Annotated in this window: 13 protein-coding genes; all 13 read right to left on the bottom strand. The window is 64.4% G+C overall.

Going from position 1 to position 12,947, the window contains the following annotated elements; all coding sequences use genetic code 11:
* Window positions 1–31 precede the first annotated feature (31 nt).
* Window positions 32–1,645 carry an FAD-dependent oxidoreductase gene (locus FEF15_RS02155; RefSeq protein ID WP_163557446.1) on the bottom strand — a complete coding sequence of 538 codons (1,614 nt, stop codon included), beginning with the start codon at window positions 1,643–1,645 and terminating at the stop codon, window positions 32–34.
* Window positions 1,646–1,784: 139 nt separating this feature from the next.
* Complete coding sequence (locus FEF15_RS02150) at window positions 1,785–3,524, bottom strand: ABC transporter substrate-binding protein (protein ID WP_163557445.1); 1,740 nt, start codon at window positions 3,522–3,524, stop codon at window positions 1,785–1,787.
* 58 nt (window positions 3,525–3,582) lie between these two features.
* Window positions 3,583–3,855: a DUF2160 domain-containing protein gene (locus FEF15_RS02145; protein ID WP_163557444.1), complete on the bottom strand. Its 273-nt coding sequence runs from the start codon at window positions 3,853–3,855 to the stop codon at window positions 3,583–3,585.
* Window positions 3,856–3,868: 13 nt separating this feature from the next.
* On the bottom strand, window positions 3,869–4,762 hold the full coding sequence (locus tag FEF15_RS02140) for a carbohydrate ABC transporter permease (RefSeq protein ID WP_163557443.1): 894 nt from the start codon (window positions 4,760–4,762) through the stop codon (window positions 3,869–3,871).
* 1 nt (window position 4,763) lies between these two features.
* The gene (locus tag FEF15_RS02135; RefSeq protein ID WP_205598457.1) at window positions 4,764–5,645 is read right to left on the bottom strand and encodes a sugar ABC transporter permease; all 882 of its coding nucleotides are present in this window, start codon (window positions 5,643–5,645) and stop codon (window positions 4,764–4,766) included.
* Window positions 5,638–6,738: an ABC transporter ATP-binding protein gene (locus tag FEF15_RS02130; RefSeq protein ID WP_163557442.1), complete on the bottom strand. Its 1,101-nt coding sequence runs from the start codon at window positions 6,736–6,738 to the stop codon at window positions 5,638–5,640. Before FEF15_RS02130 ends, FEF15_RS02135 begins: the two co-directional genes overlap by 8 nt.
* 1 nt (window position 6,739) lies before the next feature.
* On the bottom strand, window positions 6,740–7,828 hold the full coding sequence (locus FEF15_RS02125; RefSeq protein WP_163557441.1) for an ABC transporter ATP-binding protein: 1,089 nt from the start codon (window positions 7,826–7,828) through the stop codon (window positions 6,740–6,742).
* A gap of 276 nt (window positions 7,829–8,104) precedes the next feature.
* On the bottom strand, window positions 8,105–8,734 hold the full coding sequence (gene upp / locus FEF15_RS02120) for a uracil phosphoribosyltransferase (protein ID WP_163557440.1): 630 nt from the start codon (window positions 8,732–8,734) through the stop codon (window positions 8,105–8,107).
* 97 nt (window positions 8,735–8,831) lie between these two features.
* A complete protein-coding gene (ung, locus tag FEF15_RS02115; protein WP_163557439.1) occupies window positions 8,832–9,530 on the bottom strand; it encodes a uracil-DNA glycosylase in 699 nt (232 codons plus the stop codon).
* Window positions 9,531–9,533: 3 nt separating this feature from the next.
* On the bottom strand, window positions 9,534–10,013 hold the full coding sequence (gene gpt, locus FEF15_RS02110; protein ID WP_163557438.1) for a xanthine phosphoribosyltransferase: 480 nt from the start codon (window positions 10,011–10,013) through the stop codon (window positions 9,534–9,536).
* Between the two features lie 7 nt (window positions 10,014–10,020).
* Window positions 10,021–10,566 (bottom strand): adenine phosphoribosyltransferase, encoded by a 546-nt coding sequence (locus FEF15_RS02105; RefSeq protein ID WP_163557437.1) that lies wholly within the window; start codon window positions 10,564–10,566, stop codon window positions 10,021–10,023.
* A gap of 23 nt (window positions 10,567–10,589) precedes the next feature.
* Window positions 10,590–11,891: an NCS2 family permease gene (locus FEF15_RS02100; protein WP_163557436.1), complete on the bottom strand. Its 1,302-nt coding sequence runs from the start codon at window positions 11,889–11,891 to the stop codon at window positions 10,590–10,592.
* Window positions 11,892–12,073: 182 nt separating this feature from the next.
* Complete coding sequence (locus FEF15_RS02095) at window positions 12,074–12,706, bottom strand: riboflavin synthase subunit alpha (protein WP_163557435.1); 633 nt, start codon at window positions 12,704–12,706, stop codon at window positions 12,074–12,076.
* Between the last annotated feature and the right edge of the window lie 241 nt (window positions 12,707–12,947).

Genomic DNA, 12,947 nt, shown 5'->3' with positions numbered 1-12,947 from the left:
CGGACGAGGCCGAGCCCGTCCGCGGCGCAGTCTACCCTACAACCGACTCCTGAAGGTATTCCTCGAGGCGCTCCTCGGCCGCGTCGCCGAAGAGGATGCGGCACGCCTCCCGCAGCCCCGGAGAGTCGCGGATGCTGGATTCGGGTACCACCAGGGCGATCTTGGAACGCCGGCGCAGGAAGTCCTCCAGGCGGGTGACCATTTCACGACGACGCGCCTGCTGGAGCTCGCAGCGCAAGTATTCGGTCCCCTCGATCAGTACCTCGCCCTGACCGGGGTCCTGGCGAATGTCCTCGAGCAGCTCGATGGCCTGGGTGCCATAGCGTCGCCACAGGCGCGAGCTGAGCGGCTCCGAGGCATCGGCCGCGGTCATGGCATCGAGTCGCATGCGCTGGGCCTGATGCAGAAAATCGCGGTGCAGCGACGCCGGCGGTTCGCCGTACCAGCGAAAGCGCGGATGAGGCACGGCCACGCCAAGCTCCGCCACGGCGGCGACGATCTCCTCGCCGACATTGAGACAGTCGGTGAGCTTGCCCCCGAAGATGCTCAGGTGACACCTGGCCTCATCGATGTCGATGGCGTGCTTGCGCGACAGTTGCAGAAAGTCTCGATCGCCGCCCGCGCTGGCCTTGACCGCCAGGGGACGCACCCCGCAGCGCGTGGCGATGATGTCACGCGCGTCGAGCGGCCTGTCGAGTCGCAGCCGCTTGTTGATGTTGTCAAGCACGAAGCGGACGTCCTCGGCTTCGACATCGACGTCGGGCTGCTCAACCCGGGTATCGGTGGTGCCGATGCAGGTGCGCGTGCCCATGGGGATCACGAAGAAGAGGCGTCCGTCGTCGGCGAAGAAGGCCAGCACGCGCTGGCTGTCGGTGAGACGCGGCACGATCAGGTGGATGCCCTTGGAGAAGAGATGGCGATGCTCGGTACGCTGCTCGGAGAGCGCATTGTGCGCATCCACCCAGGGGCCAGCGGCGTTGATCAGCACCCGCGAGCGCAGGTCGAAGTGCGCGCCGCTCATGCGGTCGTGCACGCGGGCCACCCAGCTATCGCCGTCGCGGCTCGCGCCGAGCGACTCGACGTAGTTGGCCGCCACCGCCCCATAGTCCATGGCATCGCGCACGAAATTGAAGACGAAACGGGCATCGTTGTCGTGCAGATAGGCATCGGAATACTCGAAGCCCCCCACCGCCTCGGCGGTATCGATGATCGGCTCGCGGCGGCGGATATCTGCGGGGCGCAGGTAGTGCGGAATCCGCGTGAACATGCTGCCCATCAGCCAGTAGAGCCAGGTGCCGGCCCAGAGGTAGGCGGGGTGGTAACGAAAACCTCGATTGACGGTGGTGAGGAAACGAATCTCCTGCACCGTGGAGGGATAGCTCTTGATCAAGTGGTTGCGGCTCTTGCACAGCTTGCGCACCAGGGCGAAGTCACGGCTCTCCAGGTACTTGATACCGCCCCACACCAGGTTGGAGGAGTGCATGCTGGTACTGCTGGCGAAATCCCCCTTGTCGATCAGCGCGACGCTGACGCCCTTGCCGCTCAAGGCAGCGGCCGCCGCGGCACCGTTGATGCCGCCGCCGACAATCATCACATCGAAGGTATGCTCGCGCAGCTTTCGGAGGTTGTTCTGGCGAAGTTGCATGTGTAGCCCTTCTCTGCAGCGAAAGGCCCCGCTCGGCGCTAGCCGAGCGGGGCCTGGGTCCCGTTCGGGCAACCGGTCACACGGGTATCGTGCTCCCGGCCGGGCCGGGTGACGGCGGGCGGCGGCCCGCCGTCGGGTTTCAGCGCGTACCGGCCGCCATCCACTCCTCCATCATCTCCTCGTAGGGGACGGTGGTGCCCTGCGGCATTTCATCATCGAGCTTGGCCTTCGGCGCCCCGGGCTGCGAGAGCCACACCTCGGGGTCCTGCTCCTCATTGAGCTGCGGCGCATAGACCTGGAAGACGCCGGCCCGGGCGAGGCGCGCCATCACGTTGTCGATGTCGCCCGCCAGGTTGTCGAGCGCCTCCTGAGGCTCGATTTCACCACTGACCGCCGGAGCCAGGTTCTGCCACCAAAGCGGCGCCATGCGCGGGTAATCCGGCACGTTGGTGCTCGAGGGCGTCCAGTTGGACTCGTTGGGACTGCGGTAGAACTCCACCAGGCCTCCCAGCTTGGGCGCCATCTCGCTCATCTGGTCGGAGAAGATGTCCGATTCGCGAATCGGCGTCAGCCCGGCCATCAGCTTCTCCAGCGACACCGTCTTGGCGGTGGTGAACTGGCCGAACAGCCAGGCCGCCGTGCGCCGATCCTCCGGGGTGGAGTCGAAGAAGGTCCAGGAGCCCACGTCCTGATAGCCCACCTTCATGCCCTCCTCCCAGTAGGGGCCGGTAGGCGATGGCGCCATCCGCCACTTGGGTGTGCCGTCCTCCTCGGTGACCGGCAGCCCGGGATCGGTCATGTCCGCGGTGAACGCGGTGTACCAGAAGATCTGCTGGGCCACGTTGCCCTGGGCCGGCACCGGCCCGGCCTCGCCGAAGGTCATGCCCTGGGCCTCGGGGGGAGCGTACTGGTCGAGCCATTCGACCATCTTGGTCACCGCGAACACCGAAGCGGGCGAGTTGGTCGCCCCGCCGCGGCTGACGCTGGCCCCCACCGGGCGACTCTCCTCATCGACGCGGATGCCCCAGTCGTCGACCGGATTGCCGAATGGCACCCCGGGACTGCCCATGCCGGCCATGGATAGCCAGGAGTCGTGGAAGCGCCAGCCCAGGGAGGGATCGCGACGGCCGTAGTCCATGTGACCGTAGACCCTCTCGCCGTCGATCTCGCCGACATGTTCGGTGAAGAACTCGGCGATGTCCTCGTAGGCGGTCCAGTTGGTCGGCACTCCCAGGTCATAACCGTAGATCTCGCGGAACTGCTCCCGGAAGTCCTCGCGCTGGAACCAGTCGTAGCGAAACCAGTAGAGGTTGGCGAACTGCTGGGTCGGCAGCTGATAGATACTGCCGTCAGGGCCGGTCGTGTACTGAATGCCGATGAAGTCATCCAGATCCAGCGTCGGCAGGGTGTAATCGGCCCACTCGTTCTCCATCGCCTCGGAGAGATTGATGGTGGTGCCGTAGCGAATATGGGTACCGATGGCATCGGAATCGTTGACGTAACCGTCGTAGATGTTGCGCCCTGACTGCATCTGGGTCTGCATGTTGTTGACGACGTCGCCCTCGCCGATGATGTTGTGGGTCACCTCGATGCCGGTCAGCTCGGTGAAGGCCTCGGCCAGCACGTCACGCTCGTAGATGTGGGTCGTGAGCCCTTCCGCGACGGTGTTGATTTCCATGCCGCGGAACGGTTCGGCCGCCTCGGCGAACCACAGCAGCTCCTCGATCTGTTGCTCGCGGCTGAGGGTCGAATTCTGGAAGTGTTCGTCCACCAGGCGCTCGGCAATGGCGCGGGCATCGTGGTTGTCGGCGTGCAGTGGCGCGCTTGCCAGCATGACGCCGCTAGCGAGTAGCGAGAGTCGTATTGTTATCGATTTCATGTTGACCTCATTGGTTGTTGTGGTTCGTTCCCTGAACGATTGGTTCCATGATTCCCGGTCAGCCCCAGCGCAGCAGTACGAGCAACCACACGACCGATGCACCGAGAGCAAGCCAGATGCTCAGCGGGGTGAAGCCCACCACCACCAGATGGATGTAGGCGGAGGTGAGCAGCCCGATGAAGAGGCGGTCGCCGCGGCTGGTGGCGATCGGCAGAAAGCCCTTGCGCTCCACCGTCGGCGAGACGACCTCCCAGGCGGTCATGCCCAGCAGGATGGCGGCAATGGCCGCGAAGAAGAGCGCCGTGGGTGTGGTCCATACCATCCATTCCATAACGTCGGCCCCCTCAGGTACGACCCAGGGCGAAGCCCTTGGCGATGTGATTGCGCACGAAGTAGACCACCACGATTCCCGGCAGGATGGTGAGCACCCCCGCCGCCGACAGCGCGCCCCAGTCGATCCCCGAGGCCCCCTTGGTCTGGGTCATCACCGAGCCGATCGGCTGAGCCCCGGTGGAAGTCAGGGTGCTGGCCAGCAGCAGCTCGACCCACGAGAACATGAACAGGAAGAACAGGGTCACGCCGATGCCCGAGCGGATCATGGGGATGAAGATCTTCACGAAGAAGTGCGGGAAGCTGTAGCCGTCGATGAAGGCGGTCTCGTCGATCTCCTTGGGCACGCTGCTCATGAAGCCTTCGAGAATCCATACCGCCAGTGGAATGTTGAACAGGCAATGTGCCAGGGCCACGGCCACGTGGGTATCGAAGAGGCCAACGGTGTAGTAGAGCTGGAAATAGGGCAGCAGAAAGACCGCCGGCGGGGCCATCAGGTTGGTCAGCAGCCAGAAGAAGAGGTGCTTGTCGCCGATGAACTTGAAGCGACTGAAGGCATAGGCCGCGGGCAGCGCCACCACGATGCTGATCAGCATGTTCATCAGCACGTAGGTGATGGAGTTGACGTAGCCCATGTACCAGTTGGCATCGGTGAAGATCTTCGCGTAGTGCTCCAGGGTGAAGTCGCTCGGCCACAGCGTCAGGGCACCGAGGATCTCGCTGTTGGACTGGAACGACATGTTCAGCAGCCAGTAGATCGGCAACAGCACGAAGAAGATGTAGGCCGTCATCAGCCCGGTGCGACGCCACTGGCGGACGGCCGGACGGGCCTGGCGGCGGCGCTTGGCGGCCATCGCCGCCGCGCGACGGCGCACGGCTTCCGGCGTGGTGGGCAGCGAATCGGACATGTCAGCCCCCCCTCTCTTGCTTGTCTTTCTGCAGGTTCATGATGGCGGTGTAGAAGACCCAGCAGACCAGCAGGATGATCAGGAAATAGATGAGCGAGAAGGCCGCCGAGGGGCCCAGGTCCTGCTGACCAATGGCCATGGTGGTCAGCGATTGACTCAGGAAAGTGGTAGAACTGCCCGGTCCCCCGCCGGTCAGCACGAAAGGCTCGGCGTAGATCATGAAGGAGTGCATGAAGCGCAGCAGCACGCCGATGACCAGCACGTTGGTGAGCTTGGGCAGCTGGATGTAGCGGAACACCGCCCAGCGCGACGCCCGGTCGATGCGCGCTGCCTGGTAGTAGGCGTCGGGAATGGAGCGCAGTCCGCTGTAGCAGAGCAGCGCGATCAGCGGGGTCCAGTGCCACACGTCCATCAGAACAATGGTGGCCCAGGCATCCACGGCGCTGCGGGTGATGTTGTAGCTGTAGCCCAGCTCGCGCAGGCTCCAGCCCATCAGGCCGATATCGCCGCGAGTGAATATCTGCCAGATGCTGCCTACCACATTCCAGGGAATGAGCAGCGGCAAGGTGACCAGAATCAACACCGCCGAAGCGCGCCAGCCCTGCTTGGGCATCAGCAGGGCAATGCCGATGCCCAGCGGCACCTCGATGGCCAGAATGGTGAAGGAGAAGGCGAACTGGCGCAGCAGGGCGGCTTGCAAGGCCGGATCGTTGAGGGTGGCCTCGAACCACTCGGTACCGGTGAAGAAGCGCGTATGGGTGTCGAACACATCCTGCACCGAGTAGTTGACCACCGTCATCAGCGGCACGATCGCCGAGAACGCCACCAGCAGCAGCATGGGCAGGATCAGCAGCCATGCCCGATTGTTGTAGACCTTATTCATGATCGATCTCCACGCGGAAGTCGTCGACGTACAACCCGAGCCGCTCCTCGGGGAACCGCAGGTGGGCCGTGCGTCGCGGCACCGCCCCGCCCTCCTCGACGCGAGCCTTCAGGGCGTGCTCACCCAGGCGCAGGGAGAGAATCTGGTAGGTGCCGAGATCCTGGGCGTCCTCCACGTCGGCCATGACGCTGCCGGCCACCGGCTCGGGGTGGACCTCGATAAACTCGGGGCGAATGCCCAGCTTGACGTTGGAGGATCGCGCCCCGGCGATGGCATCGCGCAGTGCGCCGCTCACGGGAAGGGCGACATCGCCGGCCATCACCGCCCCGCCGCGCAGCGCCACGTCGAGGAAGTTCATCCCGGGACTGCCGATGAAGTAGCCGACGAAGGTGTGGGAAGGCCGCTCGAAGAGTTCGCGCGGTGTACCGAACTGCACCACCTGCCCCTCGTACATCACCGCGATCTTGTCGGCAAAGGTCGACGCTTCGAGCTGGTCGTGGGTGACGTAGACCATGGTGATGTTGAACCGGCGATGAATCTCCTTGAGCTTGCGGCGCAGCTTCCACTTCAGCTGCGGATCGATCACCGTCAAGGGCTCGTCGAAGAGGATCGCGGTTACGTCCTCGCGCACCAGGCCGCGCCCCATCGACACCTTCTGCTTCTCGTCGGCAGTGAGGTTGCGCGCCTTGCGCTTGAGCTGGGCGGTCAGCTCGAGCACGTCGGCCACTTCCGTCACGCGCTCGTGGACGCGCGACTCCGGGGTCTTCACGTTACGCAGCGGGAAGGCGAGATTGTCGTAGACCGTCATGGTGTCGTAGACCACGGGGAACTGGAACACTTGGGCGATGTTGCGCTCTTCCGGTGGCAGCGCATTGACGCTGCGGCCATCGAACAGGACCTCACCGCTGGACGGCTGCAGCAGCCCCGAGATGATGTTGAGCAGCGTCGACTTCCCGCAGCCGGAAGGCCCCAGCAGGGCATAGGCCCCGCCCTGCTGCCAGACATGATCCATCTCGCGGATGGCGTAATCCTCGGGGCCCGCGGGTTCGGCCAGGTAGGTATGGGCCAAGGACTTGAGGGTGATTTCCGCCATGTCACAGGCCTCCCAGGTGGGAAGGGATATGCACCACGTCACCATGACGGTCGAAGGCATATACCTTATGGATCGGGAAGTGGATGGTGATGCGCTGGTCGACATCGAACTCGTGCACGCCGCTCAAGTGCACCACCATGGCGAAGAGGTCGTTGGCCACGTGCAGAAAGGTCTCCGAGCCGCTGATCTCGGCCAGCTCGACGCTTACCTCGACCGCCAGATCGTCATCGTCTCGGGGCTGCAGGGAGATGTGCGAGGGGCGCACGCCGAAGTGGTACTCCCCGGGGGGCAGCGAGCGCAGGTCATCGCTGAGGGGAAAGGCTACCCGACGATCGAAGGAGATTTCGCTGCCGGAGATCAGGCCGCGGATCATGTTGATCGGCGGTTCCGAGAACATCTCGGCACTCGACCGGCTGGCCGGTCGATGGTAGACATCCTCCGTGCGCCCGTACTGGAGCAGGCGCCCTTCATGCAGCACCGCCGTGTTGCCCCCGAGGGCCAGCGCCTCCGCCGGCTCGGTGGTGGCATAAACGGCAATGCAGCGGCGCTCGTCGAACAGGGTGCGAAGCTCCTCGCGCAGCTCCTCACGCAGCTTGTAGTCGAGGTTGACCAGCGGCTCGTCGAAGAGAATGACATCGGCATCCTTGACCAGCGCCCGGCCCATGGCGGTGCGCTGCTGCTGGCCGCCGGAAAGCTCCAGGGGGGAGCGCTCGAGCAGATGCTCGATGTGCAATAGCTCGGCGGTCTGGCGCACGCGTCGGTCGATCTCGGCCCGGTCCACCCTGGCCAGCCGCAGCGGGGAGGCGATGTTGTCGTAGACGCTGAGGCCGGGGTAATTGATGAACTGCTGATAGACCATCGACACGTTGCGGTGCCTTACCGACACCCCGGTGACGTCCCGCCCCTCCATGAGCACACGCCCGCGGGAGGGCCTGTCGAGTCCGGCCATCAGGCGCATCAGGGTGGTCTTCCCTGCGAGGGTGCGCCCCAATAGCACGTTGAAGGAGCCAGGCTTGAGCTCCAGGTTCACTCCCTCGATATGAGTGGCGCCACCGACCACCAGGTCGATGTTGTCGAGGATCAATGACATTGCGGATCTCGGCTGTTCTTCGTTGTGTGAATACGCGCAAGGTCGGCGTGGATTCACGATAGTCGAGATTCGCTTTCTTACACAAATGTGTATTACCGAAAACGCCCACTCAGGGAGAGCGAGGTCCGCAATCACCCTTCCAATGCACTGTTTTGTAGGTATTAATACCAGATATAGAACTTTTGGCTAAGGCATCACCGGGGACCCCAGCCACGAAAAAGCCGGGCGCGATGTTCGCATACGAACATCGCGCCCGGCCAGCGCAGCAAGCGGCTGTCAGCGCGTACCGAAGATCTTGTCCCCCGCATCACCCAGCCCCGGCACGATATAGCCATTCTCGTCGAGGTGATCGTCCACCCCGGCGGTGTAGATCTCGATGTCCGGATAGGCATCCTGAACGCGCTTGATCCCCTCGGGAGCGGCCACCAGCACGATCACCTTCATGTGCTCACAGCCGCGCTCGCGCAGCATGTCCAGCGTCGCCACCATGGTCCCGCCGGTGGCCAGCATGGGATCGATGACGATGGCCAGGCGCTCGTCGAGGTCACCCGCAAACTTGGCGAAATAGGGCACCGGCTCCAGCGTCTCCTCGTCGCGGTAGAGCCCCACCACGCTGATGCGCGCGCTGGGAATCAGGTCGGTGACCCCGTCGAGCATGCCGAGCCCGGCACGCAGGATCGGCACGATGGTGACCTTCTTACCCTTCAGCAACTGGACGGGAATCTTGTTGCCGCTCCAGCCATCGATCTGCTGGGTCTCGAGCTCCAGGTCCTGGGTCGCCTCGTAGGTGAGCAGCTTGGCCAGTTCCCCGGCCAGCTCGCGGAAGCTCTTGGTGCTGATGCCGGCTTCGCGCATCAGTCCCAGCTTGTGCTGGACCAGGGGGTGCTGGATGGCATGTACGCTCATGGGGGACCTCATTGCGACGGAGTGAAGGGGGGCGACCTTGGTCGGATGGACGGCACCGACAAATTGCGCGCCATTCTACCCGCATCCCGCGTTGAGGTTAAGGCGCACACTCGTCGGGACGGTCGGGCAGCTGCCAGTCGATGGGCTCGCGGTCGTGCTGCTCGAGGAAAGCGTTGGCCCGCGAGAAGTGGTGATTGCCGAAGAAGCCGCGATGGGCGGAGAGCGGCGACGGGTGGGGCGACTCCAGCACCAGGTGTCGGGACGTATCCACCAGCGCCTTCTTCTGGCGGGCATGGCTGCCCCACAGCAGAAACACCGAGGGCTCGGCATGGGCGTTGACGGTCTCGATGGCGCGATCGGTGAAGGTCTCCCAGCCCTTGCCGCGATGCGAGCCGGCGTTGCCCTCTTCCACCGTCAGCGAGGTGTTGAGCAGCAACACGCCCTGGCGCGCCCAGTGCTCCAGGCAACCGTGATCGACCGGCCGAAAGCCGACGTCGGCGGCGAGCTCCTTGTAGATATTGACCAGCGAAGGCGGCACACGAACGCCGGGGCGTACCGAGAAGCACAGGCCGTGGGCCTGGCCCGGGCCGTGATAGGGATCCTGGCCGAGGATCACCACCTTGACACGGTCGAGCGGCGTGAGCTCGAAGGCGCGAAACCAGTCCGACGAGTACGGGTAGATCACCTTCCTGGCCGCCTTCTCGGCGGCCAGGAAGTCGCGCAGCGCCTGCATGTAGGGCGCGCCGAATTCACTGCCCAGCCACTGCTGCCAGCTGTCGGGAAGCGGCGTGCCCATGGCTCAGCGCTTGACCTGGTCGGCCAGGGGCTCCACGTAGGCCACGCCCATGTCCCAGGGGAACTGGATCCAGCAGTCCTGGGCCACCTCGGTGAGGTACTGGTCGACCAGCGGCTTGCCCTCGGGCTTGGCGTAGACGGTGACGAAGTGCGCCTTGGGCAGCATCTCGCGCACCTTGCGGGCGGTCTTGCCGGTGTCCACCAGATCGTCGACCAGCAGCCAGCCCTCGCCGTCGTGATCCACGCCCTTGAGCACCTTGAGGCCGCCCTGGTCCATATGGTCGTAGCTCTTGATGCAGACGGTGTCGATCAGCCGCACGTTAAGCTCGCGGGCAAAGAGGGCCGCAGGGATCAGGCCCCCGCGGGTGACGGCCACGATGCCCTGGAAGTCGCGTTCGATCAGGCGGTGGCACAGCTCGCGCACGTCGCGGTGCAGCTGGTCCCAGGAGACGGTGAAATGCTGGTGGTAGCGATGGGTACTCATGGCCGCGTCACTCGTCCTCGGTGAAGGAACAGACCGCGAAGACGCTGTAGCCCGCCTCGCGGATCTTCTCCGACCCGCCGATATCGGGCAGGTCGATGATGGTGGCGGTTTCCACCACCTGGCCGCCGCTGCGAGTGATCAGCTTGGCCGCCGCCAGCATGGTGCCGCCGGTGGCGATGAGATCGTCCATGATCAGGATACGGTCGCCCTCGCGGAAGGCGTCGGAATGCAGCTCCACCTCGGCCTGGCCGTATTCCAGGGTGTAGGTCTCGCTGATGGTGCGAAACGGCAGCTTGCCCTTCTTGCGCACCGGAACGAAGCTGCAGCCCAGCTCGTAGGCCAGCGGCGCACCGATGATGAACCCGCGCGCATCGATGGCGGCGACAGCATCGATCTCCATCTCCTGGTAGCGGTGCACGAAGCTGTCGATCAGCTTGCGAAACGCCGCACTGTTCTGCAGCAACGGGGTGATGTCGCGGAAATTGACCCCCGGCTGCGGCCAGTCGGGGACGGTTCGAATCACGGACTTGATGTAGTCGCCGTAGATGCTCATCGCAGGTCTCGGTGGAAGGGTGATCAGTCAAGGAACAGGAATTTCAGCACGAAGAGGATCGCCAGCACGACCACTGCGGGGTTGAGGTCCCGGAAACGCCCGGAGAGCGTCTTGATCGCAGCATAGCTGATGAAGCCCAGCGCAATGCCCTCGGCAATGGAGAACGTCAGCGGCATAGCGAGCGCCGCGATCAGCACCGGGGCAGCGTCGGTGGGATCCTCCCAGTTGGCATGCGCCAGGCTGCCGGCCATCAACACGGCCACGTAAAGCAAAGCACCGGCCGTGGCGTAGGCGGGGATCGACCCGGCCAGCGGCGCGAAGAACAGGCTCACCAGGAAGAGGATCGCCACCACCACGGCGGTGAGGCCGGTACGCCCGCCGGAAGCGATGCCAGCCGCCGATTCGATGTAGCTGGTGGTGGTCGAGGTACCCAGCAGCGCCCCCGCCATGGAGGCGCTGCTGTCGGACATCATGGCGCGATTGAGGCGCGGGAGCTTGCCGTCCTTGTCGAGCAGGCCGCCGCGCTGCGCCACGCCCACCAGGGTGCCGGAGGTATCGAAGAGGTCGACGAACAAGAAGGCGAAGATGACGCTGAGCATGGCGACATCCAGCGCGCCGGCGAGATCCAGCGCCATGAAGGTGGGCGCGATGGAAGGCGGCATGGAGAGCAGGCCGCCGTACTCGTTGTGCCCCAGCACCATGCCCAGCACGGTGATCGCCAGGATACCGATCATCACTGCCCCGGTGACCTTGAGGTAGGCCATGGCGGTGATGGCGAAGAAGCCCAGCAAGGCATAGATGGCCGCCGGCTCGGAGAGATCGCCCAAGGCCACGAAGGTCGCTTCGTTGGCCACCACGATGCCGGCGTTCTGCAGCGCGATCATGGCCAGGAAGAGGCCGATGCCGGCGGCAATGCCCAGGCGCAGCGAGAGTGGAATGGAGTGAATGATCCACTCGCGCACCTTGAACACGCTGAGCAGGAAGAAGATGAAGCCCGAGAAGAACACCGCCCCCAGCGCGGCCTCCCAGCTGTAGCCCATGCCCATCACCACGCCGTAGGTGAAGAAGGCGTTGAGGCCCATGCCGGGTGCCTGGGCAATCGGGTAGTTGGCCCACAGCCCCATGATCAAGCAGCCGAACGCTGCCGCCAGACAGGTGGCCACGAAGACGGCGCCGGAATCCATGCCGGTCTGGGACAGGATGCTGGGGTTGACGAAGATGATGTAGGCCATGGTCAGGAAGGTGGTAATCCCGGCAATGACCTCGGTCTTCACGCTGGTGTTGTGCTCGGTGAGCTTGAAGTGGCTGTCGATCAGGTTCTTCATCTTGGTATTCCTGCGCACTTGGGCTGGTATTCCAGCAGGGGCGAGAAAAGCCGCACATGGTAACCAAAGGGGCCCCGCGATGCGAGGCCGCCAAGGCCACCGGTTGGCGGCACGGTTCGCTCTGTATAAGCAAAGTGCGGGCCATACGCCAGCATGACGGCCAACGCAGGCCCGACGCCGCCTCAGCCGGGGAAGCGGGACGCCAGTACGCGCTCCACCGTCTCGACGATGGCCTGGGTCTGCGGGTCGATCTCGATGTTGACGCGATCGCCGGGGGCACGCTCGCCCATGGTGGTGCGCGAGAGCGTCTCGGGAATCAGGTCGACGCAGAAGCGCGGCCCATGATCGGCCGCGGCCGGGCGCACCGCACCGACGGTCAGGCTAGCGCCGTCCACGCCGATATAGCCCTTGGCGAACAGGAAACGGCCCAGCGGCGACGGCACCTCGAACCACAGGCGGCGGTTGTTGGGGGCTTCATCGAGCTCGACCAGCTCGCCCATCGCCATGACATGGCCCGACATGGCGTGACCACCCACCTCGTCGCCGAAGCGCGCCGCTCGCTCGACGTTGACGCGGTCGCCCACCGCCAGTGCACCGAGATTGGTCACGGCCAGGGTCTCGCGCATCAGATCGAAGCTGACCCGCTCTCCGTCGATGGCCGTCACCGTCAGGCAGACCCCGTTGTGGGAAACCGACGCCCCGGTTTCAAGGCCCTGGCGCAGGGCTTCCGGCAAGATCACCACGTGCGTGCGAAACGCCTCCGCCTCCTCGATGGCGACGATCTCGGCCATTCCCTGAATGATGCCTGTGAACATGGGCGCTCCTCACGCTGCTCCCGCGAGTCGGGAAGATGGAATCGAGCGGTGCAGTGTAGGTAGTCACGGCCGTGGCGTCCATCCACCCGGCCGACCCACACCACTCAAGACAGGACATCTTATGAAACAGACAGCATGATCTAGTGGATACTTCTGCACTTTTCCCGCATGGCGCCAAAGCCATCCAGGAGGCATTGACAAGCCCCACCTTTGGTCTTAGGATTCGCCGCACCATTTTTGG

The sequence above is a fragment of the Halomonas sp. NO4 genome, assembly GCF_010994375.1.
Lineage (GTDB): Bacteria > Pseudomonadota > Gammaproteobacteria > Pseudomonadales > Halomonadaceae > Halomonas.
The sequence above is the reverse complement of the archived record's forward strand: the minus strand, read 5'-3'. Positions and strand labels throughout refer to the sequence as shown.